This is a genomic window from Burkholderia sp. HI2500, assembly GCF_002223055.1.
Lineage (GTDB): Bacteria > Pseudomonadota > Gammaproteobacteria > Burkholderiales > Burkholderiaceae > Burkholderia.
Genome location: NZ_NKFL01000009.1, coordinates 73799 through 96028, shown reverse-complemented (window position 1 = coordinate 96028; position 22230 = coordinate 73799). Strand labels below are relative to the sequence as shown.

Annotated in this window: 21 protein-coding genes; all 21 read right to left on the bottom strand. The window is 62.9% G+C overall.

What is annotated here, in order from left to right; genetic code table 11:
• On the bottom strand, positions 1 to 2269 hold a 2269-nt coding region (locus CFB45_RS37970; protein WP_218828896.1), incomplete at its 3' end, for a hypothetical protein.
• 2 nt (positions 2270 to 2271) lie between these two features.
• Positions 2272 to 2676 carry a plasmid mobilization protein gene (locus tag CFB45_RS37965; protein WP_089430267.1) on the bottom strand — a complete coding sequence of 135 codons (405 nt, stop codon included), beginning with the start codon at positions 2674 to 2676 and terminating at the stop codon, positions 2272 to 2274.
• Positions 2677 to 2691: 15 nt separating this feature from the next.
• Positions 2692 to 3423 carry a hypothetical protein gene (locus CFB45_RS37960; RefSeq protein ID WP_144025302.1) on the bottom strand — a complete coding sequence of 244 codons (732 nt, stop codon included), beginning with the start codon at positions 3421 to 3423 and terminating at the stop codon, positions 2692 to 2694.
• A gap of 87 nt (positions 3424 to 3510) precedes the next feature.
• Entirely contained in the window at positions 3511 to 4035 is a 525-nt protein-coding gene (locus CFB45_RS37955; RefSeq protein WP_179255162.1) for a PH domain-containing protein, read from the bottom strand.
• Positions 4032 to 5282: a DUF1173 domain-containing protein gene (locus tag CFB45_RS37950; protein WP_089430264.1), complete on the bottom strand. Its 1251-nt coding sequence runs from the start codon at positions 5280 to 5282 to the stop codon at positions 4032 to 4034. Before CFB45_RS37950 ends, CFB45_RS37955 begins: the two co-directional genes overlap by 4 nt.
• A complete protein-coding gene (locus CFB45_RS37945; RefSeq protein WP_089430263.1) occupies positions 5282 to 5827 on the bottom strand; it encodes a hypothetical protein in 546 nt (181 codons plus the stop codon). Before CFB45_RS37945 ends, CFB45_RS37950 begins: the two co-directional genes overlap by 1 nt.
• On the bottom strand, positions 5824 to 6585 hold the full coding sequence (gene stbB, locus CFB45_RS37940) for a StbB family protein (protein WP_256978555.1): 762 nt from the start codon (positions 6583 to 6585) through the stop codon (positions 5824 to 5826). Before stbB ends, CFB45_RS37945 begins: the two co-directional genes overlap by 4 nt.
• Positions 6586 to 6587: 2 nt before the next feature.
• A complete protein-coding gene (locus CFB45_RS37935) occupies positions 6588 to 6995 on the bottom strand; it encodes a hypothetical protein (RefSeq protein WP_144025301.1) in 408 nt (135 codons plus the stop codon).
• A 5-nt stretch (positions 6996 to 7000) separates the two neighbouring features.
• A complete protein-coding gene (locus CFB45_RS37930) occupies positions 7001 to 11854 on the bottom strand; it encodes a DUF5710 domain-containing protein (protein ID WP_089430261.1) in 4854 nt (1617 codons plus the stop codon).
• Positions 11847 to 14066: a type IV secretory system conjugative DNA transfer family protein gene (locus tag CFB45_RS37925; protein ID WP_089430260.1), complete on the bottom strand. Its 2220-nt coding sequence runs from the start codon at positions 14064 to 14066 to the stop codon at positions 11847 to 11849. The genes CFB45_RS37930 and CFB45_RS37925 overlap by 8 nt, the downstream gene beginning before the upstream one ends.
• Positions 14063 to 14278: a hypothetical protein gene (locus tag CFB45_RS38890; RefSeq protein ID WP_144025300.1), complete on the bottom strand. Its 216-nt coding sequence runs from the start codon at positions 14276 to 14278 to the stop codon at positions 14063 to 14065. Before CFB45_RS38890 ends, CFB45_RS37925 begins: the two co-directional genes overlap by 4 nt.
• Positions 14275 to 14928, bottom strand: a complete 654-nt coding sequence (locus CFB45_RS37920) for a phospholipase D family nuclease (RefSeq protein ID WP_089430259.1) — start codon at positions 14926 to 14928, stop codon at positions 14275 to 14277. The genes CFB45_RS38890 and CFB45_RS37920 overlap by 4 nt, the downstream gene beginning before the upstream one ends.
• Positions 14925 to 15341, bottom strand: coding sequence for a hypothetical protein (locus tag CFB45_RS37915; protein WP_144025299.1), 417 nt, complete (start codon positions 15339 to 15341; stop codon positions 14925 to 14927). Before CFB45_RS37915 ends, CFB45_RS37920 begins: the two co-directional genes overlap by 4 nt.
• Positions 15342 to 15348: 7 nt before the next feature.
• Positions 15349 to 15867, bottom strand: a complete 519-nt coding sequence (locus tag CFB45_RS38885) for a hypothetical protein (RefSeq protein ID WP_144025298.1) — start codon at positions 15865 to 15867, stop codon at positions 15349 to 15351.
• Positions 15864 to 16949 carry an ATPase, T2SS/T4P/T4SS family gene (locus CFB45_RS37905; RefSeq protein ID WP_256978554.1) on the bottom strand — a complete coding sequence of 362 codons (1086 nt, stop codon included), beginning with the start codon at positions 16947 to 16949 and terminating at the stop codon, positions 15864 to 15866. Before CFB45_RS37905 ends, CFB45_RS38885 begins: the two co-directional genes overlap by 4 nt.
• Before the next feature lie 34 nt (positions 16950 to 16983).
• Entirely contained in the window at positions 16984 to 18267 is a 1284-nt protein-coding gene (gene virB10, locus CFB45_RS37900) for a type IV secretion system protein VirB10 (protein WP_256978553.1), read from the bottom strand.
• Positions 18260 to 19192, bottom strand: coding sequence for a TrbG/VirB9 family P-type conjugative transfer protein (locus CFB45_RS37895; protein ID WP_256978552.1), 933 nt, complete (start codon positions 19190 to 19192; stop codon positions 18260 to 18262). Before CFB45_RS37895 ends, virB10 begins: the two co-directional genes overlap by 8 nt.
• Positions 19129 to 20037 carry a virB8 family protein gene (locus CFB45_RS37890; protein WP_089430254.1) on the bottom strand — a complete coding sequence of 303 codons (909 nt, stop codon included), beginning with the start codon at positions 20035 to 20037 and terminating at the stop codon, positions 19129 to 19131. The genes CFB45_RS37895 and CFB45_RS37890 overlap by 64 nt, the downstream gene beginning before the upstream one ends.
• 153 nt (positions 20038 to 20190) lie before the next feature.
• Positions 20191 to 20550, bottom strand: a complete 360-nt coding sequence (locus tag CFB45_RS37885) for a hypothetical protein (RefSeq protein ID WP_089430253.1) — start codon at positions 20548 to 20550, stop codon at positions 20191 to 20193.
• 17 nt (positions 20551 to 20567) lie between these two features.
• On the bottom strand, positions 20568 to 21503 hold the full coding sequence (locus CFB45_RS37880; protein WP_089430271.1) for a type IV secretion system protein: 936 nt from the start codon (positions 21501 to 21503) through the stop codon (positions 20568 to 20570).
• A gap of 30 nt (positions 21504 to 21533) precedes the next feature.
• Positions 21534 to 22199, bottom strand: a complete 666-nt coding sequence (virB5, locus tag CFB45_RS37875; RefSeq protein ID WP_256978551.1) for a P-type DNA transfer protein VirB5 — start codon at positions 22197 to 22199, stop codon at positions 21534 to 21536.
• Between the last annotated feature and the right edge of the window lie 31 nt (positions 22200 to 22230).

The following is a 22230-nucleotide window of genomic DNA, read 5'->3' as shown; positions in this document are numbered from 1 at the left end:
GCCCATGAAACAGGATCGCGTTGTCCTCGTGCACGCCTGGCATGCCCGGCCGAATCGTATTGACCGGCTTTTCGTCCGCACGGCTCGGATTGCCCGTGCGGCGCAGCTCGGCGAGCGCACGCTCGTCGCCGCCCTGCGCGCGCTGCTGCAACCAGCCAGAGAACGTCAGGCCCGCCGTATCGCCGTACCGCGCCTTCAACTCAGCCCGCTCGAGGCGGATCTGCGCGCCGAGCGTCGTATCGGCCGCGGCGCGATTCAGCCGCGCGGCCGCGAGTGCCTGGCGTCGCTCCGGTTGCCGCATCTGCGGCTCGTGGCGAATCTGCGTGCGGCGCGCAGCGAGATCGCCGGCGATCGCCGCACGTCGTGCGTGCTCGTGATCCTTCTGCGTCTCCCACGCGGCACGCCGTGCCCGGCCATGCGCGTCGCGCTCCGCCGCGAACTCGCGCCAAAGCACCGTACGCGGCAGCTCGCGCGCACGCGGAATCGGCTCACCCGACAGCTGACGGGCGTAGCTTTCGCGCAGCAGCGGCGCGGCCTCTCCCCACGACAGGTTCAACTCTTTCGTGAGAAAGTCGGACACGTTCAGATTGCGGCGGCCGGCCCGGATCCGGGTGCCGCCATCGCGCCCGACCGTGACCACGTATTTCTGCGGCAACACGCCGTGCGAATGCGACAGCTCGGCCAGCAGCCGCTCCGCGTTCAGCTGCTGCCGGATCTCGGCGAACTCGCCCTTACCCGCCTGCTGCCGCCTCGTCTCACGCGCGTCGCGTGACGCCTGCGCGATCGCGCTGTCTGCTACCCGGCCTGTGCTGCTTCTTTCTGGCGCAATTTCTCGATCGCCATCGCGAACCCGTCGCAAGCGATACGCGGATACGGCGCCAGCGTCGTCCACGTGTTCGTGCGCAGAATCTGGCAGAAGCACTGGACGTCCTTCGGCGACGCCGACCAGATCGCCGCCGGACAGCGCTCGCACAGTGTCGAAGGGTTCGGCCACAAATTCCGGTTCACCTGGCCCAATGCCAAACTCGTCGGGATCAAGGGCGGCGGTTCGATCGGCACCGGACGGTCCGGGATCGAATCCGGGTCCGCCTGGCCCATCGAGGGTCGGGCCGAAGTCGGCATTGCCCCACTCGTCATCGCCGTTGAATGGGGTGTCGAATGGTCGCTCGAAGTCGTCGGGCTCGAGTCGCCCGAATCCGCTGGTGTCATCATGAAACTCCTTCAGGTGCTGTGCATAGAAACCGCGCTCGAGCGTGTCGAGCATCAAGCGGCGATCGCCCGACGACGACTGCTGATAGCGCTGCCATTGAAGCGTGTTGCCACTATTGAGATATTTGACTTCCCGTGCACGCTCGGTCATCCATTCGTCCAGGCGCGCCTGAATGTCTTCGGATGTCGCGCGTGCCGGTTGGCGCTCGATGTAATGTTCAGCCGCATCGGCCGCAAGCTGCAGCAGCTTCTCGTCGGTCGACAGTTCGATGAATTCGCGCGAGAACACGTAATCCTTCAGGTTCACGCCCTTTGCCGCGTCCGCGGGCTTCACGTTGGGATACGCATCCTCGCGCCCGGCGTTGCGCACGCGCACGGCCCCGTACTCGGCGAGCAGCGCCATGAAGTCGTCGACGCGCTCGACACGCCGGTCGAGCATCGCATCGAGGATCCGTTCCTTCAGCTGCCGGCTATCCGCACGGAACAGGTCACCCCGGTACCGACTCAGCATCTCGGACGCATCGCTGAATTCCGTGCGGCGATTGTCCTTCGGGCTGGCCAGGCCGTACTTCGCGTTCAGGTGCTCCTGTATCGCATCGATGTAGTCGAGATTCAGCTTGTCAAAACCGAATGGGCGCGCGCTATGCCCCGAGATCAGGTTGAATTTCGGAATCACGACGTGAATATGCGGCTTGCGCTCGACGAGCGTGCCGGTCTTCTCGTCGACGTAGCTTTTCACGCGTGGCAGGTGCGCCTCCGCATAGAAGTTCAGCTCGTCCGGCCGGTACGCCGCAAAAACGAACGCTTTGAATTCCCGCGTGATCGCGTCCAGCGTCTCGCGATCGATATGGTCTTCTTTGAAACTCAGCGTGATCGTCAGATAGCGATCGACGTTCGGCGCCGCGTCGATCATCCGATAGATCGACTCGGTGAGGTCCAGGTCGCCATCCAGCACGACGCGCTCATCCATTTCGTCTCGACTGAACTCGCGGCCAACCTTGCGCCCGTCCTCGAGGTATTGTTTGACGCCGTCGTGATGGCCCGAAATACGGATCAGCATCGTCAGTCCACCCGCTGCAGGTGAGCCTTCAACAGCTGCGTGATCAGCTGCAGCTCGTCCATCAACGCGACGAATAGATCGTCACGCAGCGTCCCGGCGAGCCGCGCATGATTGACGACGTGCGCAAGCTGATTCAGGTTGTTACCCGTCTTGTTGACCACAAACACGATCCGCTTCCGATCAACGCTCGCGGGAGGCCGCGACACGATCTGCGTGCGATTCGTCAGCACGCACTCGCGCAGAAATTCGGATTGGCTGAGGCCAGACGCGATCACCTTCTCGACGAACAGCTGCCGCTCCGCGTCAGTGAGGCGCGTACTGATTGGCGAACCCAACGCATCCTTTGCGGGGCGCCGACCTCGTTTCGGTCGCGCCTCCGTCACCGCCTTCAGATCGTCGTTGCTCATCGCTGTCCGTCGTAATCAGTTCGGTGCAATCCGGTCACGACCGTCAGACGGCGTGCGGCGACTGTCGTCGCTCGCCGGCTGCTGGACAGCGTAGCCGTCGAACAGGTGAGCGATGAACTCGGACAAGAGGAAGCGATCTTCGCTGTTCGGTTCGCGCGACAGATTGTTGTCGCCGACGATCTCGAAAGTTTCGATCGCCGCGAGTGCGTCTTGCGCCGTCAGCGGGGCGCGCGGCTCGTCCGCTCGCGCGGCCGACTGCGCAACGAATTGCCTCGGCTGCTGCGGCCCCGGATTGTGAGCTGGCAGGGCGGCAAGTCTGCCAACCGATGCATCCAGCAGTTTGCGGCCGTGTTCGACGAATACGGTGGGCACAAGAAAACCGGCAGCGTCCATTTGAAGCAGCCACAAGATCGAACGGATCAGGCTGTTCGTATCGGCGTTGAAAGTGTCGGCCGGCGCTGCCGGATCCTGCTCGAAAAAGTCGAGCCCGTAGCGCGCGATCAGGTCGGCGGAAAGATGGGGGTGCGTTTTGGCGCACGCGATCGCATAGGCACGGAGCACCCCGCGCGCGTGCAGGTCATGCGTGAGGTCGAGTACGAAATACTCGCTGTCCTGGTGCTTGCCGCCGGGCTGGTCGCTCCCGTCGATGCGGCGCACGTCGAACTTGCGATACAAACCCTGCTCGGCGCTCGTCTTGCTCGGATCAAGGTCGGTAAGTACAACATCGCGGTTCTTATCGGTAGTCATGGTAGGCCCTCAGAAAAGCTGACCCGGATGCAGGGCAGCGTTGTTTGATTTCGCAATGTCTCGCAGCATGAGCGGCTTTCCGCCCGCTTAAAGTCGCCCGATGTTCACGTCGCGTATCCCGCGCGCTTCGCGTAGCGCCACCGTGTAACGCGTCAGGTAGTCGCGCCATACGATTGCATCCGGTATGCCGTGCAGCTCCCACACCGGGTGATACACGTCACTCGTCTCGAAACGCAGGCTGCCGAAGCCCATGCGCTCCTGCCACCACAGCGCGAGTGCCTGAATGTTCTGCACGCGCGCGAGCTCGACGCTGATCGTTTCTCTCATCACGATCCCCCGCGTCACGGTCACCCGTGCCTCGTCGATCACAAAGCGTGTCGCGCGTGTTTGCGCAACCGCCTGCAGCACGGTTCCGATCGGCACAAACAACACAACCGCCAGCAACCACCACAGATTCGTCACTGCGGCCGCACCAGCAACCAGCAGCAACAGAACAACCTCGGCGATCGCGCAGTTCACGATGAGCGGCAGGTTTACCGTCCAGACCGGCGACGCATCGAACCACGGGGGCGTCACCGCAGGCGGCATTGATGAATCAAACGTCGGCTTCATGCGGTCGCCCCCGTGCTGTTCGCGATGCTCTCGGGCCCCGGTGCCGGCAGCGACCGGATCGCCCCCTTCGCTGACGGAAGCAGCTGCATCGGTTCGTCCGCGTCCCATACCCACGCGGGCACCGCGCTCTCAGCTATCACCGCCTCGAGCGCCTCGCCAGCTTCTGGGGGCGAGCCAGGCGTGAGCACATACAGCGCCGTGGGGACATCGGTGTCGGTTAGCACCGCGCATGCGAGCGTCTGGTTCTCGGCCAGGTTGTAGCGCAGGCCCTTCACAAAACGCCGGCGGTCGCTCGTCATCGCGTCGATCAGCACTTTGTCGTACATGTCCTCGAACGGGATCCAGCGATCCGTCACGACCATCGCCGACAACGTGGATACCGTCGCGAGGCCCGTCGATTCAAGCCCGAACGTCGCAATGAAGATCAGGTGAGCACCTTCGACGCCGTCCCACAGCGCGATCGCATTCGCGAACCGTTTCATGAAGCGCCGGTGCAGATCCTCGTCGAGCATGAACGGGAAATTCGCCAGGTGCTTCGCAACCAGCTTCGCTCCGGAGCGCGTCGGCAAGATTTCTTTCACCTCGCCGATCGCGATCATCATCGGCCGCGTCTTGCCGACCTTCGCGAGCGGCGCCATCGCCGTGATGCGTCGTGCGGTCAACTCCGCATCGCGATCGAGCGACCACGTCTCCGGAATGAACAGCTGCTCGCCGAGCGGCGCCTTCTTCGCGGTCTTGCCGAGCACCGCCGACAGCAGCTCGCGCCGCACGAGGGCCCAGCTACGCTTGTTTTCCATCGCCGGCGACCAGCGATTCAATCCCGCCTCATCCCACAGGTAATGCAGCAGGCCGCGCAGCGTCAGCTTCGCCCCATCCGTACGCACCGAGTCGCTCTCGCGCCCCGACGACTCCGGCGCGCTTTTGCCGCTCGATTTCGTCAGGCTGAAATCCAGACGCAGGTTCGTCGCCTCGCCATCGTCCTGGACGGCTTGGCCGAGCACCGCCGCGCGCCCCGACAGTTCCGCCGGCGGTTCGTAGGACGGGCACTCCGGCGCGTGCTTTGCGCCGCTGTCCGGCATGCGCTTGATGACATAGTGGGCGTCCAGCTTGGCGATGTACATCGGCACGCCGTCTGGCAGGCACGCGCAGAGCGGCCGCTGCTTGCCTTTGTATGCGGCCGCGAGATGACGCTGCAGATCATCGGCGTCGGCCGAAATGAGTGCGGTACCGAAACGGTAGGCGTGCATCAAGCACCTCCTATCACGTGACGAAAACTGGTGATCGCGGTGCCGACCAGCATGATCGTGACGGCGGCCGTCAGCACGACCGTCATGCCGATCGTGCGCCACGACGTGCGCGGGCGATTCTGTAGAGAGATCAGCTGCTGGAGCTTGACGAGCTCGGACGACAGCGCGTCGAGTGCCTCGCGACGCGCCAATTGAGCGGCACGCACCGCGAGTTCACCCTTAAACGCTGCCTCATGGCGAACGGCCACCGCTACGAACTCTTCGGAGGCCTGGCGCATTTCCTCCAGGCGGCCCGTCAACTGCTCGTCGGTCACCCGCAGCAGCCTCTCGATGTCGTGGACGGCCTCAGCAGCTTTGGCAAGGTCCGTCACCAACTCGGCCACCACGGCTTCGCGCAACTCCGGGCTCGACGACAGCGACAGCAACGCTTGCTTCACACCGTCGATCGACACCACGCCGTCCCGATCGCCAGACTCCCCTTTACCTGAGCTCGTCTGCGCGGCCGCCTTGACGGCAGCCAGGCCGCCTGGAATGGGTGCATTCATACGGTTTTCTCCCGCATCACCGCAGCGAACGCGGCGTCGAGCTTCGGGTTGAGGGACGTAGCACGGCGCTTGAGCCCGATCAGCTTCGTGCGCAAGACCGCTTCGTTCCGATCGGATATCTCGGCGAGGCCGGCCTTGTAGTCCGTTTCGTCCGCGTTAATCGCATACACGGTTGTGCCCAACGCGGCCGCGGCCGGAAACGCATCGCTCTTCGGGATCGACGCGGCCATGTCCAACCGGAAGCCGCCCACCCGACGAAAGAACTCGATCAACGGCCCGAACGCCCGGCCGATCGCCACCTCGTCGGTTTCGTTGCGCAGCGCCTCGACCTGGTTGAACACGACACGGATCCGATCGGGTTCGACGCCCAAATCAGCCAGCAACTCGATGGTCTTTATCGTGTCCTGCAGCTGCTTGCGCGCCGGTACGACCGGCACCACAAAGAACCCGTAGTCCTCGTGCGCGCCGGCGGCCTCGTCCAGTCGATTCAGGTATTCCTCGACGTTGGATGCGCCGATGTCCACGATCAGTGCCTGCCCCAGCATCAGCGCCTCGTGCAGCATGTCGAACTGCGCCGCGATCAGCGTCTCCGGGCGCACTGCATCCCGGCCACCGGCGCCAACCGCAGCTTCGTCCGCGTTGATCGACTCCACCTGCATCACGCGCAGGTCCGGCAGACGCGGTGCGAACACTTCGCGCGTGATCATCGTCTTGCCGACATTGCCGGAGCAGTTCACCAAAGCAATACTGATTCCCATGTTTACCCTCTCTCGTCCAGGTCACCGCGCCGAATGGGCGGCGTATATACCAGCAGTACCGGTTCGCCCTTGGCGGCCTCGCACACAAACGCACCCGTCGTCGACAGTCGCCAGACTGGTTGATCGAGCACCCGCAGACTCGTATCGAGCGCATGCGCCTCGCCACGAAACCTCGTGAACGTCGCGCCGAGCGAAATCGACACACGTGCCTCGATGTCCGTTGCGAGGTGAGGTAGCCGCGACGCAAGCGCCGCCACAAACGGATCGGTCATCGCGTCGGCCAACTGGCACACGTCGACCCAGCGCGCGCGACGCGACGTGTGTTGGCGCAACCAACCCGGCACGGTCACACGCGCACGTGCGAAGAACGCCGCGTTATGCGGCAAGTGGGGAAAATGACGGCGGCGCATTGTGCTCAAATCCCCACCTTCGGCGCTTGCTTGATGCCAGGGGATTTTTCGGGCGCTTGTTTCGGCGCCGGCGCGCTCCATTGCTTTTTCAAGCTCGTAAAGCCCGCCTCTATCGCCCCCCCTGCTTCGCCCGCCTTCAGCTCGCCGTTCGCCACCTTGCGCTCAACATCCAGCGCCACCTTCACGCTCGCGTCGAAACGATTCAGCATCTCCTCGCGGGTGCGCGACGGATATCCGGCCAGCGACTTCTCGAACTGCTCACGCAACTGCCCAACCGTCTGTGGCGTGGGAGCATGCGCGGCCGCTGGGGCACGTTCGGGTTCAGCGCCATCCGAACGCGTGACTTCCCACGCGTTGCGGATCGCCTCTTTCCATTCCAGCCGAATCACCTTGCCATCCGCGTCACGCACAGGCTCCTGGACCGAAACAGGCGTCTCGCCCAGGTTTTTCAGCGACACGGTGTCGCCGACTTTGGCACCAGATGCGTCGATCGCTCGTCTGAGATCGACACCCCAGACGGTCCGCTCGTCGCCCGCGTCGTCCCGATACCGCACGAAGTACGAATGCGACGCATCCGGCTTGTGCTGATACCGCGCGCTCCCATGCTCAAGCAACTCGCCCGACATCGTGTCGACCGGCTTGGCCTGGGGCGTCGGTGCCGCGTTTGCCGCGGTGGTGACCGAATCCGGCTTGTGACTTGCCGGGGCGGGTACGCCGGTGGCCACAGTGGAATCGCTCGGTGCCGGCTTCGTGCCTGCCGGCGCAGGGGGCTCGCCCTTGCGGATCGTCAGCGCGTCACGCTGCCGTGCCTGTTCACGTCGAGCGGCCTCGAGCAACGCGTGATCGCTATCGGTAGGCTTGTAGCCATGCGCTTCCATGCCAGCCAGCTTCGCCTCGAGCCAGCCATTACGGCGAAACTCGGGGTCACCCTTCAGCGTGATCTCCGTAAAATTCTTCGCCTGCACGACCGCGATCATGTCGGCCAGCGTGCCGCGATCGTTGGCGTGCGAGGTAAGCCGGACCCCCTTGTCCTCGAAGTGCGGTACGTCGTTGCCCGGTTCCCCAGGATCCTTCAGGTTCGGTTTCCAGAACTTGCCGTCTTTTACGACGTAACGTTCCGCGATCGAGGGCGGCAAGTCGTAGCCGGTCGGCGTCAGAATCGGCTTACGATCAACCGTTTCACCAATCTCGATTTCGTTCGGTTCGCGGTTCCGCGCCGGTCGGGATTGCGGGGTATCAGCCGATCGTGACGGTGTGCCGAACGGTTTTGCTTTCAGTCGGCTCGTCAGATCCTCCGTCTTGCGGGCAGCCTCATCCGCAACCGACTGCTGTTGCGCACGTGCGTCGTCCAGTGTCGCGCGCACAGCGTCCCCGTCGGCGCTACGTACCTGGCGCACGCGCTCGAGATCAGCGGGTGCAACGCGCTCGCCGACCGGTTTGATCGACTCATTGGCCGGATTCTTTGCACTCGGTTCGTTCGCCGGTGGCTTCGGCGACACCGTGTCGCCGGCGACCGGCGTGTCGCCAACAGTCTGAACCGGTGCGCGATTCGCTTCCGCGGCCGCCGGCACCACGCGTGCGGACGGGGCGACGGTTCCGATCGACCGGCTCTCGCGCGGCTCCGGCCGCTCGCGCAGGCCAGGCATCGGCCGTTGATCGCCGCCTCGCTCCGGATTCGTCGTCCATCCGGACGCCGACCATTTCACGCTGTTCCAGCCTTCCCGATACTCGTCCAGCAGCGCCGCGTCGCGAAACGGCACGTCGTTCACGAACTTCGCGTTGTCGTACTGTCCCATCGTACGGGCAACCGACAGCGTCGCCTCGCGCACCGCGGGATCCTCGGCCGAGCGGTTCACCCACGTGAGCCAGGCGGCAAGTTGCTCCCGGGCGGCCTCGTCAAGCGGCCAACGCTCTGCGCCGACTTCCACCCGTCGCTGTAGCTGATCGAGCACGTCGATCATCGGGCGGCCCGGCTCGCCGTTCACGCTCAGCGCTTCGAACATCGGCTCGAAGCGCTGGCGATTCTCGGCACGATCAGGTGTCGCTCGGTCCGCACCGAGCACTTCCCGCTCACGCCCGAGGTGGTACGCGCTCGCGAGCGCCGTGCGTTCAAACGGATTGGGCAGCCCCGTTTCGCCAAAGACGTCGTCATGGCGGCCGAGCGCGAGCGCTACACTCAACGCACTATCGCGCACACGCGGATCGCGATTCTCGGCCAGCCACTTGACCCAGCTGACCGCCTGCGCGTGCGTTTCGGCGTCGAGCGGCGCATCGCGCCCTGTCAGCGCACTACGGATTCGCCACTGGGCGTCCGCCATCGCCATCGCGAGCGGCGCACGCGGATCGTGTCGAATGCCGAGCCGTTCGAACAGTTCGGTGGTGCCCACCGGCACATCGCTACGAATAGACGCCGATGGCTCGTCCGTCGACAGCGGCAGATCATTCTCGGCGGCCGCCTGTTCGCGCCGCACGTGATCCAGCCGCGTTTGCCCGATCGACTGACCGATCGCCGGCCCAGCAAGCACACCCGGCTCGGCTTGCAGTTCGGGGGCCGAGCGCACATCGCCGCTCAACCTTCCGTCAGCAGCAGTATCGTCGGCGACATCCCACATCGTCGCGTCTCGTTCCGGGACGTCACCGGCCGATGGAGCGCCATCCGGATTGCCATTGTCCGCGGCACCCAGGCGTTCAGCTTGTCGGGCGTCGTATGCCTGTTTCCACTCGGTAAATTCCTCCTGCCCGTCGGCCGTCATGCGCGACGGGATGCCGAGCGACGCACGCACCAGCGGCAGGAAAGTCGAGCGATCACCAGGCTCCAGGAAATCCAGATCCCGCCCCAGAGCGGCGTCCACTTGGGCCACCGTCTTGCCAGTCGCGAACTCCGCCTCAATTCGCTCGGTCAGGCCCCTTCGGTCCGCGACCTGGCGCCAGAACTGCATTTGACTGTCCATCCAGTCCGTCCGTCCATGATCCTCCAGCTCACTTTCGAGAGCCGCCTGTACATCGCGCGCAAATTCCGCATCGGCGCGTTCAACCACACCGCGACGATCCGCTGCCGCGGATTCACCCTGCAGGTTGCCCTCGGTAATGTCCGTGGTCAGCGGCGGTTGGACCGCACTGACTGCGCCCTGCGCGTCCAGCTCCGTCGTAGCCGGCTCAGCAGTCAGCCCTGATTGCGCCCGGATCTTCGCCAGCGTTTCGGCATTTGTCGACGTGGCCGGTACCGGGTCGGCACCGACTATAGGTTCGTCCGTAACCGCGTTCGTCGGCGCCGACGTCAACCCGAACTCCGCGCGGATCTTTTCGAGCGCGGCGGCCGCCTGCGCCGGCATCGACTCTGCCGCAAAGCCCTGCTCCCTGCGAATCATCTCGCCCACCGCGCGATCGCCCGCACCGGCCGCACCCGTGCGCCGCCACGCATCGTGGTACACCGCTTCGACCTTCGCATCCAGCGCAATCGTGCGCGTGACTTCGTCGCCGCGCACGGTCGTCGACGCAGCGATCGACTGCAGCACACTCCGGAACGCCCGGCCCAGCTGTTCGTCGCGCGGCGGCAGCGGCTGATTCGGCTGTGCACGTTGTGCCGGCGCTGGCGGTGTCGCCTCGACGGCTGGCGTCGCCGGCACCGCGGCGCCCGGCGTTACGGGTGCCGGGCTCGCAGCACCACTAGGTTCGGCTGCATCGGCGCGCGGCCACCGATCGAACGCAGCAAGGTCAACATCGCGTGGCACATACCACTGCTTGCGTTCCCGATCCCACTTGGCCCCCAATGCATTCGCATCCTCACGTTCCTTGTACGGGACGACCAGGTACGTGCGACCATCCGCCACGCGCGATGCCGCAGCGCCGGACGGCTCGAATGGCGCGGGCCGCGCGGACAGATCCGGCGCAGCAAGCAGGTTCGCGATCGAAATCGTCGTCAGCAGCGTCTCGACCTGTTCGCGCACGGCTTCACTTCCACGCGAGGCCGCCAGATCGTTCCAGTCGGTACCGCCGTCGTCCGGCTCGAACGCCGGCAGCAGCACGTGGCCGCCAACCGCCTCGGCCGTCGCAAACGACGCGTCTTTGCCGACGTTCGGCTTGCCCGACGCTTCTTTCACATGGTCGTTGTCGCCCGCGATTAGGATCGGACGCTCCGGGTATTTCTGCCGAAACGCCTCGGCCACCGGTCGCAAGTTTCCAGCGTTCAGCGCACAGACCACCGGCAGACCAGTAATTTCGTACAGACTCGCCGACGTTGCGTACCCTTCCGCGATCACGATCGGCTTTTGCGGATCGTCCACGCCCACGGGACTAAAGCACGCGAGCGTGCGGCCATCCTTGGTAAAAAGCTTGTTGCCCTCGGCACTGATGCGCTGCACGCTCCAGAGCTTGCCGTCGATGTCGACCAGCGGCATGACCAGATTGCCGTGCCGGTCGAGCTTCAGCCCGTGATTGACGACGCCCTTGCGAGCCAGATACGCATGGTCGTCGGACGCGACCGGCAACCTGCGCCACTCTTCCGACACCCATGCAGCACGTTCGTCGTGCTTCGCCGCCCGTTCCGCCGCGCGATCGCGCTGGCGTTGTGCGTCGGCCGAACGCTCTTCGGACGTCAACGTGAAATTCGCCACGTCGCTCGGCCGCCAGTTCAGCCCGCCCCCTTCACGGTAATTCTGGATAAATCCTCGCGGTGCGCCGTCAAGCGAAAGCCGGTACGAGCCACTTTCCTTGCCGGGCTTGTCTCCCTTGACAGGCACACGGTGGAATTCGCCGTCCGCCTCGGGCGGACCATTCAGAATTAGACCGTGCTCGCGCGCGGCCGCTTCGAATTCGCGCACGGCCGCATCGCGCTTGTTGCCCTGCTGTTCGTTACTCATGGTGGTATGCCTCCGTCGTCATCGGCGCGCCCGCCGGCGCGTGTTCCGTTACGTTGCCCTGCTGTCCCGAATCAGTTGCTTGACCCGCATGCGCTTCATTCGCTACCGGATCCGGATCGATCAACCCCGCGCCAAGTGCGATGCCGGCGTTCCCCGCGATCGCATCTGCGAACATCCGCCGCAGATCGTCATCGATCGGCTCGCCGATCGCGAACAAGCTTTCCAGCATTTGTTCGCGCACCTTCTGCAATGAAAAGCCCGATGGAATCGCTTGCTCGAGAGCGAGCCGCTCTTTCGCGGAGATGGGTTTTGCGCCCGCCTGGCGCGACGCCCGAACGGCAGCTGCGATCCGCGCCGAGCGCTCTGCGTGGATCTCGGCGATCTTGATGATTTCGATGCCTTGGTAGCGCAGCTGTCCGGATACTCGAGCCTCGGTCAACTCGACCTCGGTCGGCAGCCGCTTGTCGCCCACTTCACCCAGCAACGAACAGACCGATCGCAGCCGATCGATGAACATGCGATCCTCGTAATAGAACGCCTTCTCGCAGTGGATCGGCAGCCCCATGCCGAGAATGATTTCCTCGGACTGCGGCATGATTTCAAGCTCCTGCGCATACATCAGGTTGCGCTTCTGGTCAGAGGTGTTCTCACCGGACGACGAGCTACGCCCGCGCGTGCGGCTCGTCGACTTGGCTTTTTCGGTGAAGTAGCCGAGCGTCTCGGACATTTCCTTGGAATCGTGCGTGTCGCGCGGTGGATAGACGACCTTCAGTGCATGGTTGGTCACCAGCGTGCGCATCCCGTGGACACCGTACGCGTTCGGGTCTTCGCCTTGAGACTTCGACTGGAGGATCGTCAACAACCGGATGTTGTAGCCCGCGATGAAGGCGCTTGCTTTGTCCAGGATCTCGATCTTGCCAACCGCGGTCGCTTCATCAAGAAAGCCGAGGCACTGATACTGGAGATCCGGGTTTGCTTCCGGCAGTTCGTCAAGGTTGTCCTCGATCCACTGCGTGAAAAATAGGTTGGCGAGTAGCCCTGCGATAGACAGCTTTCCGGCCGGCAGCACCAGATAGATCGAAATCGGTTCGCGGCGCACCTTGGCGACGTCAAAATCGCATCGACTGGTCGCCGCATCCACGATCGGATTCGCGAACAGCGTCAGGCCGGCCATGAAGGTCTTGGAGATGTTGCCCATCGTCTCGTCGGGCGCCGACAACAGACGTGCGAGCGCGCCTAGACAGTCACCCGACAGCGGCTCGCCTTCACGATCGCGTTCCATCATGTCCATCACGTGAGCACGCAGCGTCACGTCCGGGCGGATGGGCACTCCGGCGCGCAGGATCTCTCCGAACGTCCAGGCATCTTCCTTACGGGTTTCCATCAGGTACAGTGCGACACCGAGAAACAGGTCCGCCGCACTGTCATAGAAGAATTTGTTGCGTGCGTCCGGCGAGTGATACAGGCGCGCAGCAATCATCTGCAGGCGGCCGATCCGAATGTGCGGCGGAAGCTTCCCGATCTTGATAAGCGGGTTCCACGCGTGAGTGAACCCGCCTTCATCGAACGGCGCCCAGCGATACACTGCCTGCCCACAGTTCTTCCGATACTGCGACGTGATGTCGAAGTTCTCGCCCTTGATGTCGAGCACTACGACTGAGTCCGGATAGGTGAGTAAATTCGGGATCACGACGGCGACCCCCTTGCCACTACGCGTCGGGGCGGCCAGCATCACAAACTGTTGGCCAATGAACGTCAGATAGCGGGGGCTGTAGTTTGGGCTGCCCGGCTTGCCGCCAGGCAAACGGCCGACGATGATCGACGGGTAATGCCGCCGCCCCTTCTTAACCCGCCCCTCGGCTTCGTCCAGCAGCCCGGTCTTGCGGATCTCGTGGCGCTTGGCAAAGCGCGCACTACCGTGCAGTTCACGCTTGGGCCGTTTGACCGCGAACGCCAGTACGGTGACGACGAGCGGCAGCAATGGCACAAGCGCCGCCACAAACGACGCAGGTACGAGCGCAAACCGTACCTTCCCGACGTTCCCGTAGGCCTGCCAGTAGTCGAAGAGCGTCCACACGCCGACCACCGACGCCGGCAAATCCTGCAACTGCGTGAACAGCTTCGCACCCGCGTATTGTCCGGCGCCGATAAGGCCAATGAAGGCGACGAGTCCGAGGAACACAACCAGCAACCAGGTGGCAAGGGTCTTCATACAAAACTCCCAGCCAAGCTCTGGCGACGCGCACCGACACAACCAGCGATCCGCAACTGAACGCCCTTTCGAGCTACGGGATGGTCGTTTTCAATACCATCGAGAAATGCGAGCAGATCGACCAGCTGATCCGACAGAGGGCCATCGGCCATCGCGCTGCGCAAACGATCGGCCCACTGCCGAGCCTCGTGCCTATTCAGCAATCCGGTCATGACGCGTCCCCTCGCATCCGATACGGCGTACCCTGCGCCCACCGGTTCTGCCAGTGCGCGGTATAGGCTTGTGCGACCGCTGGGCAATTCCACAGGACCAGCACGTCCTCGCTGTTTCTTCGAGCGGCGGCGGCCGAAAAATTGAAACTCCCGGTCTGAACCGTTTCGGAGTCGACCGTGACCGTCTTGTCGTGGTGAATCGCGTAAGCTTCGATCGTGCGCACGGGAATGCCGGCGCGCAGCAGAATATTTAACGCTGCGGCACTCGCGCCGCGCCCCGAACCAAACAGGTTCTGATGTGCGTCGACCGCAACCTCTACATCCACGCTGCGCACCTTCGCTTCCGCAAGCGCCCGCGCAATCTCACGCGACGTGAACGCGTAAGCCGACACGCGAATCGTTCGCTTCGCGCTCGCGATCGTTTTCAGCACCAGCGCGACACCGGTTCCCTCCGGGGAGAATCCAACCTCCGGCGAACAGCTACCCGCTGGTACCGAGCTGCTCGCGGTGGCCGACTGGAACATATTCGAGATCGAATGCGACAGCGCACCCCACCAGCCCACTGAATCGGGGCTGAAAATGCGCGCAGACGCCGACGTCCCGTTCAGCAATAGCAAGGCGGCCGCACTGGCCCATATCGCGCGCTTCATGAACGATCCTCCGCCGGTTCCATCACCTGCATGGTCTTCATCCGCTCGCCACCGCTTATTGCACATACAGCATCGAGCGAGCGCTCGACGTCGAACAAGAACCGATCATCGAGCGGTCCATCCCGAAAATCCGCGACCGCCGGAATGACCGGGAACACAACGCATACCCCGGCCGGCGATCGCTCGACCGTTGCTCGATCGATCAGGTAGAAGTACCGTCGCAGAAACAATCCTGGCAATTCGCCCTCGAACAGCAGATCCTCCTGAATCGCATCGAGGTGCGCCTTGCAGCGTCGTAACGTATCGAAGTCCACGCCTGGGGCCCGATGCGCCAGACGACGCTGCACCGAGATCACATCGGCCAACGCCTCCTCTTCCATCCGCCGCAGACGTGAAAGGCTTGAAGGGCTCATCGGCATCTCATACCTCCCGATTCCGGTTTCGTTCGCCCGCTTCGTTGAACATTGCAAGTTCCCGAGCACTCGCTTCCTGCGCGATCCATGTGCGCACCGCCTGCCGATGCTCTGCGATGATCCGCAAGTCGCGCCACACCAGGGGCCGGTGAAGCGCCGCCACATCCTTCCTGTATTGCTCGACCGCATCGGCATCCAGCACGTCGGGAGCAAATACCTCCCTCAGACGAGGCAAATCCTCTCCCGTCATCGGCGACCAGTCACTGTTGGCAGACCACGGCATGCGGTCGATCAAAAGCGCGGCTGCAAACAAGGCCGCGAAAATACTGACCAAATTTCCCGCTAAACCTAACGACAGTCCCCAGACGATACGAATCAACAAGCAAAATGCGATCGCCGCGGCTGCACCCAATGCACAAAACCACCTCCTGATCGCGCGACGCCTCTGCGCATCGAGCTCTGCCTGCGTCGGCGGCGCACACAAGACCGGATGGAGATTTACCCACTTGATTTTCGGTTCGCTCATGCCAGACCTCGCAGTAATTTCCACTTGCCGACCGGATCGAAATACACCTCCTTCAAGCACTTGTTCTCCATGAACAGCACCACGTCGATCGTGCTCTTGACTTCACGCAGGATAAATTCCCACGTGAGCGTCTGGCCAACCGGGCTTTGCTTCACCAGTGTTGCGATTCGCGCGAGCGCCGAAATCGCATCATTCGCGTGCACCGTCGTAATGCCGCCCTGGTGCCCGGTGTTGAGCAGCACGAGGTAGTCCCACGTTTCGTCGCCGCGCAGCTCTGCCAGATAGACGCGGTCGAATTTCATGCGCAGCGTCGCCTTCACGATCCGACGCGCCGGCAACGATTCGCTGAAGAACAAGTGCACGTGATTCGGCTGATTGGGAAGCGGTACTTCATGCGTGTCCTCGATCGTCGCGACCCGCGTCGTGGCCGGCACCACGTCGGCCAGCGCTTTCATCAACGTCGTCTTGCCCGAGCCAACGCCGCCGACCAGCACAACGTTCATCCGGTGCAGCATGGCGAGCGTCAAAAACTGCCCCATGTCGCGCTGCGCCAGCGCATCGAGCATGTCCAGCTCGAACTGCTGCAGCGTGACGGCCGCCGGCGCCGCAAGCTGACGTCTCGAGTCGACCACGTCAGCCGAACTGTTCATGCTCAAATCACCGAACGATGGCGTGCTCGAATTCGCCGACAAAACAGTGGCATCCTGCGTGCCAACGATTCGAAAGTCGTTCAGGAAATTGCCGCGCGTCAGATCGCCCACCGACAAACGCGTGGCACTCGGAATTCGGATCGTCATCGACACCGTATTGGGCTCGCATGCAGGCGGAATCACGATCTGCCCGCGCTCGCCATTCGGCAGCCGCACCGGCTTTTCCGGATCCTCGACCGACAGCGGCGGCGTCACCTTGTTGTAGATCGCGAGCGCATTGGCAAGCTGCGTCAGCGCCGTAAGCGATGCGCCTGGCAATTCATGCCGCACCCAACCATTGCGCGTCTCGGTCCAGCCTTCACCTGGCCGGTTGATCGCGATCTCGGTATTGCCCGTCAGCGCGCGCAGCTCCGCAATGCCGGCCGACTCCATCAGATTGCGAACCGTGACGCTGCTGTCGTACGGTTCAGCGTTTGACAAGTTCATAGACGCTCCCAAAATCGACGTCGCGTGCGACAAAAATATTGACCGTGGAGCCGTGTCGCGACGTCGCGGTCGGCGGAATGTTGATGGTGCTTTTCAACGTGTCGGCCGCCAGCTGCTGGCTCTGCGACGTCGTGTTCGAGAACTGGATCCGATTGCCGTTACCGCTCTGGGCCAGGTTCGCCAGTGCCTGGCCGGCGTCGCTGATCACCGACAGCATCAGCGCGCCTCTGAACCGCAACCAGAAATGCGTATCGACGTCCGCATCAATGCCGGTCGCACCCAAAGCGTTCGTCGCCGGCGAATCGAGATCGACCGTTACACCAGACGGGGTATCGATGCGTGTCCACACCACGAAGATGCTTGCCTGCCCTTCCAGCACCGCTTTGCGCTGCTCGCCAGTCGCTTCGCTGCCGCGCTCGAGCAGCAGCGTCTTGCCATCGGCCGAATACACGTCCTCGGACAGATGGCAGGTCGCCATGCCAGGGTGCGTGGACACGATGTCCGTGAATTGCCCGCAGGGGAGCATTGCGCCACGCTTGAGCAGCAAGCTCAGGTTCGGCAGGAAGCTCGCCTTGACCGGTGCAAGACGCGAGGGCGTAAGGCTGTCGTCCAACCCGTCGCGCGCATACTGGCGCGTCGGCTGGTTCTGACCACCGTTCGATGCCTGAGCAAGCGTCGGCAAACCATCATCTGATTTGCCGAACTTCACGAGCACGTCACCCGCTAGGCGGGGATCGCCGGGTGCGGGTGCCGGCACCGGTGCGCCGGCTGACGTACCAGTCGTCGTTGCCGTACCGGCTGCTGCCACGCCGTTGCCAGCGGGCTGTGACCCACGTGCACCGGACGGCTCAGGTAATCCGGCCGACGCGGCCGATGCCGCTTCTGCTGCGCTGGCCGCTTGCACCGCCTCGACGTGATCCTTGTTGCCCTGGAAATCAGGATCAACAACAGCCGTCTGCACCGGGGCGTCACGCTTCGCGCGCTTGTGCTCGAGGTACGCATCACCAAAACGCTTGGCAAAGACCGCGACGCTCACCGCGATCACGATGACGATGACCACTATGACGAAGATGATCCCGACACCTCGCACGCTCGTATTGCGCTTGCCGCGCTGCAGTCCCGGAATGCCGCGTGGGTCCATCCCGGTCGGCGGTATGGCCTCCACCTCCGGCTTATTCCGAGAGCTTGCCGCCTCCGGTGGTGCCGACCCGCCCATCGCGTTCACGTCCGGATCAACACCCGACTCGTCGTGCGCATCAACCATGATTGCCATCCTTCATGATGCGCACCCAACCCGGCACCGTCGTACCTGTCCGGTTGAACGAACCGTCAGGTGAGTACGCGTTGTTACGGATGGCCAGTACTGTCTTGCCCAGGCGCAGCACGAACCCCGTCGCCATGCCTTCGATCACGATCGTGTCGCCGTCGACGTGCCGCTTGGGCGCGGCTTCCGTACCGTCTGCCTGAATCTCGTAGATCTCCGGCGCCCTGCGCGAAGTGTCGTACTGGAAATACGTAAAGCGGCCGTCGTCCCACACCGCGGTCGGCGCAATCGCCGGATCGCCTTTCATGTCGTAGTCGTCGTTGCGCCGCTCGGACGTGTCCGCGCCCGCCTGCTCGATCGCCTGCGCCTTGTCAGCCTTCGCTTTCGCGGCCTGCTCGGCTTTGGCGCGCGTGTCCGGATAGTCGAACGACAGCGACCAGGTCGCCGCCTCATTGCGCTCGGCCGCGTCGAACTGGAACACGTAGCGTCGCTTGTCGGTCACGATCAGCACGTTCGTGTTCGGCTTTTTCGCGATCGGCTTGAACATGAACCAGTTAGCCGTACCGCCAACGGACCAACCTTTCGCTTCGCCGGTGCCTAGACCGCTCTTCGGGCCGTCGACCACCTCCCCCGGCTCGAACTGAATAACGACGGCCTCGCCAACCCGATACGGAACGCGGTATGCGATCGTCGAATCGTATTCGGCGCATCGTACGTGTTCGTCGGACGCACACGGGCCCGGCGTGACGGCGGACCAGGCCGACGAGCTCACGACGACAGCGACAAGCGCCGTCGCGACCCGCCACGCCCTGCGGGCGGGCCGAACGGCGGCATGTTTCATGCTATGGCTATGTCCGTTCATCAGGCACCTCCCTTCTGTCCCGGCAGCGGCGGAATTGACGGCGCCGAATCCGTGCGTGTCCAATCGCGATCGACCGTATAGCTCGTGACGCGAAACCCGGTCGGGTCACGCTCTAGCTCCTCCCCCGACTCCGGCAGGTTGTCGTGGCGATATGAGATCGTCGCCACCCAATACTCCGTTTTCGGTTTATTCAGCGCGTTGTCCGGGTTCTGCACGGTAGCGAGTGGTATCAGCGTTTTCGAGAAGAAAACCTGCGCAGTCGACCCGACGAAGGTGATCGCACCTACTTTCGCCACGATCCGAAACTGGTTCTTGAGCACCTTCTGGGGCGAATCAGGACGGTCGTAGAAGGCGACGTAGATCTCCTTTTCCTTGTCCGCCGACATCAGCTTGACCGTGTTGTACATGTCCTGAAGCGTTTCCCAGTCGTAGCCCTCACGCATCGTTACGTACCGGCGAAGATCCGCGCGATCCTGGACTTGCCCGAACGGCATCTCGCCGTCGCGCACGACGCCGATCACAGTCGTCGTTCCGCTCGTATCGTTCGTCCGGATCAACGCAGGTGGATTCGGTCTCTTTAGTTGTACTAAGGCTGCACCGCCTAAAAATCCTGCAAGACCGAGCACACCGCCACCGATCGCCACACGAATCGCGAAATGCGTGAGCTTCGCGCGTTCTTCCTGCTTCGATTGCTCGAATTCCAGTGCCCGGTCCAGATACCAATGAGCTTCGGCCGACAGGCGGGATTTCGCCTGCTTGGCCTCCTCTTCGGCAGTACGCGCCGGCGCGCCGGCAGCCGGGGCCGTCTGTTTCGCCGGCGACTTATTTCGTGCACCGCCGCCAACGATTCGCGCGATGCCACCGGTTGCCGCACCGGCACCGGCCGATCGTCGTTTGAGTCCAAACATTAACTATCTCCTTGCATGGCCGGCACGCAGTTCACGGGCTCCCACGCACCCTTCGGCGACGGCAGATCATGCGACGACGCACAGCCGCCCAGTACTCCAGCCGATACGACAATCAACAGACGGGCTATCCAATGACGCATGTTCAGCTCCGTCTCACTTGTCCGCGACCCGCACGTTCTCGTCGCGCCGGAATTGCACATGCTGCGTCTTCGGGTCATAGCCGATACTGATTGCGCCAATTCCCATATTGATTTGCAACATGCCGCTCACGAGCGTCGCCGGCACGCGACTCGACGCCGCGGTCCGGTCGCACTGATTTTTTGCGTCGAACCGGCAGCTGGTGACGATGAACCCGTCATCGCCTCGCTCGATCACGAGATCTGCGCCGAATCGCTCATCCGGATGCAGTTGCTTCCAGCGGCCCACGAATTCTTCGCCCTTGCGCGGCTGACAGCCGGCCACCAACGCAACCGCGGCCAGCGTCGCGACAATACTGAAAACGTGCTTTTTCATCTGAATCTCCCGTTGTTTCATGCCTTTACCCCGATCGAGCCACCCGAGCGGCCTCCGCCACCCATACCGGCCAAACTCTTTGCCGCGGCCGCCAAACCTCCAGCAGCCCTGCTCATGTTCCCCACCATCGACGAGATGCCAACGCCACCGGCCAGCTGCGAGGCAAGCGACGGCAGATTCAGCGACACGATGATGAACACGATTCCGCTCGCCCAGATCTTTGCGATCGTTACCCAGGTCAGCATGTAGTCGCTCGCTGTGAAACTCGTCGGCAGATGGCTTGTCGCGTAGTTGACTTCGACCGCACCGGCCGCTGCAAACAAAGCGACCAAGATGCCGTAGTTCACACACTGCCCGACCCATGCATCAAAGAATCGGCGAGTCGGTGGGAACAGCGCGCAGGCGATAAACATCGGCCCAAGGGCGAGAAGTAGGCCCAGTGCAAACTTCGCGAGAATGATGAAGGCACACGCGATACCCAGGAAAATCGTTCCGACGAACAACAGGGCAAACGAAAGCGAGATCAGTTCGATCCACACCCCAACCTCGAAAATGCCGGGATTCATCTGCTTGAACCCGTTCTGAATCGCAGTCACATACAGATTCAACAGATTGTCGAGCGCCGACATGCCCGAATTTCCGTGCGTAATCGCTTTGGCAATATCGTCGCCAAAACCATTGAAAAACGGCACCACGTACTGGCTGTAGTACTGGATATTCATCCCGCACACGAGCACGACCAGCCATCCGCACGCTTTCAATAGAAAATCGACGATCGGCAACTCCTCCCGCCCCCGCATATACGACACCATTACGAGCAGCACATAGATGCCGAAACCAGCCGAGACGAGCGGCGAGATCATCGAAATGATCTGCGACGAGCCGCTGTTGATGGTCTGCAGGATCGAATCGTCGAATCCCTGCTCCATCGTTGTAAAAACGTCGATTGCCATGATCGCCACCTGTTATGCGTTAGCGGTTGCTCACTCGTCCGCAGTCATCTTGTTCATGACCGCCTGATTCGCTTGGCGCGAAGCGAGCTTCTCTTCAACCGCCTGCAGCTGCTGAACCAGATTCAAGCGCGTCTGCTCGGACTGAATCTGCGCGTTCTCGGCTGCAAATCGGTTCGCAAGATCGGCTTTCGCGGCCGGATCCTGGGTCGTATCCGACTGTTGCATCAACGACTGGATGTTCTGCAGACGCTGGATCACTGCGTCGTAGGCCTTTTGCGTGATCGCCTTGTTAGTCGCGAGCGTCGTGATGTAGCGCGAGACGCCCGGCGCCATCGACGCGTTAACCGTCATCCCTTCTTGCCGCATGATCTCGTCGGCTACACCCGAGATGCCGTTAAGCCGCCCGGCGTTCGCGAGGTCGTATACCGACTTCCAGTTATCCGGCAAATAGCTGCGCAACGCCGGGTTGTTGAAAATCATGCCAAGCCCACGGTTCCCCTTGATCATGTCGATCTGCGTGACGACCTGGTCGTACTGCGCCTTCAACTGCCTGACCGTGGCGATCGCCTGCGCAACCGCGGCGAGGTCGAACGTCGGAATGCCCGGCCCCGTTTGCGCGTGCGCGACAGTGGGTGCCGTGCTAATCAATGCCACTGCCATCGCGGCTACACACGCTTTCTTCATAAAACGCTTCATGTTCGCTCTCCTCGCCGATCCCGTATCGGCC

Bases quoted from the DNA above. Each gene is read 5' to 3' on its own strand.
- CFB45_RS37920 (WP_089430259.1), bottom strand. From the start codon at position 14,928: ATGAAGCGCGCGATATGGGCCAGTGCGGCCGCCTTGCTATTGCTGAAC.
- CFB45_RS37880 (WP_089430271.1), bottom strand. From the start codon at position 21,503: ATGGCAATCGACGTTTTTACAACGATGGAGCAGGGATTCGACGATTCG.
- CFB45_RS37925 (WP_089430260.1), bottom strand. From the start codon at position 14,066: ATGAAGACCCTTGCCACCTGGTTGCTGGTTGTGTTCCTCGGACTCGTC.
- CFB45_RS37915 (WP_144025299.1), bottom strand. From the start codon at position 15,341: ATGAGCCCTTCAAGCCTTTCACGTCTGCGGCGGATGGAAGAGGAGGCG.
- CFB45_RS37890 (WP_089430254.1), bottom strand. From the start codon at position 20,037: ATGTTTGGACTCAAACGACGATCGGCCGGTGCCGGTGCGGCAACCGGT.
- CFB45_RS38885 (WP_144025298.1), bottom strand. From the start codon at position 15,867: ATGAGCGAACCGAAAATCAAGTGGGTAAATCTCCATCCGGTCTTGTGT.
- CFB45_RS37955 (WP_179255162.1), bottom strand. From the start codon at position 4,035: ATGAAGCCGACGTTTGATTCATCAATGCCGCCTGCGGTGACGCCCCCG.
- CFB45_RS37905 (WP_256978554.1), bottom strand. From the start codon at position 16,949: ATGGAGTCGGCCGGCATTGCGGAGCTGCGCGCGCTGACGGGCAATACC.
- CFB45_RS37965 (WP_089430267.1), bottom strand. From the start codon at position 2,676: ATGAGCAACGACGATCTGAAGGCGGTGACGGAGGCGCGACCGAAACGA.
- stbB (WP_256978555.1), bottom strand. From the start codon at position 6,585: ATGGGAATCAGTATTGCTTTGGTGAACTGCTCCGGCAATGTCGGCAAG.
- CFB45_RS37935 (WP_144025301.1), bottom strand. From the start codon at position 6,995: ATGCGCCGCCGTCATTTTCCCCACTTGCCGCATAACGCGGCGTTCTTC.
- CFB45_RS37950 (WP_089430264.1), bottom strand. From the start codon at position 5,282: ATGCACGCCTACCGTTTCGGTACCGCACTCATTTCGGCCGACGCCGAT.
- CFB45_RS37930 (WP_089430261.1), bottom strand. From the start codon at position 11,854: ATGAGTAACGAACAGCAGGGCAACAAGCGCGATGCGGCCGTGCGCGAA.
- CFB45_RS38890 (WP_144025300.1), bottom strand. From the start codon at position 14,278: ATGACCGGATTGCTGAATAGGCACGAGGCTCGGCAGTGGGCCGATCGT.
- virB5 (WP_256978551.1), bottom strand. From the start codon at position 22,199: ATGAAGCGTTTTATGAAGAAAGCGTGTGTAGCCGCGATGGCAGTGGCA.
- CFB45_RS37885 (WP_089430253.1), bottom strand. From the start codon at position 20,550: ATGAAAAAGCACGTTTTCAGTATTGTCGCGACGCTGGCCGCGGTTGCG.
- CFB45_RS37960 (WP_144025302.1), bottom strand. From the start codon at position 3,423: ATGACTACCGATAAGAACCGCGATGTTGTACTTACCGACCTTGATCCG.
- virB10 (WP_256978553.1), bottom strand. From the start codon at position 18,267: ATGGTTGATGCGCACGACGAGTCGGGTGTTGATCCGGACGTGAACGCG.
- CFB45_RS37945 (WP_089430263.1), bottom strand. From the start codon at position 5,827: ATGAATGCACCCATTCCAGGCGGCCTGGCTGCCGTCAAGGCGGCCGCG.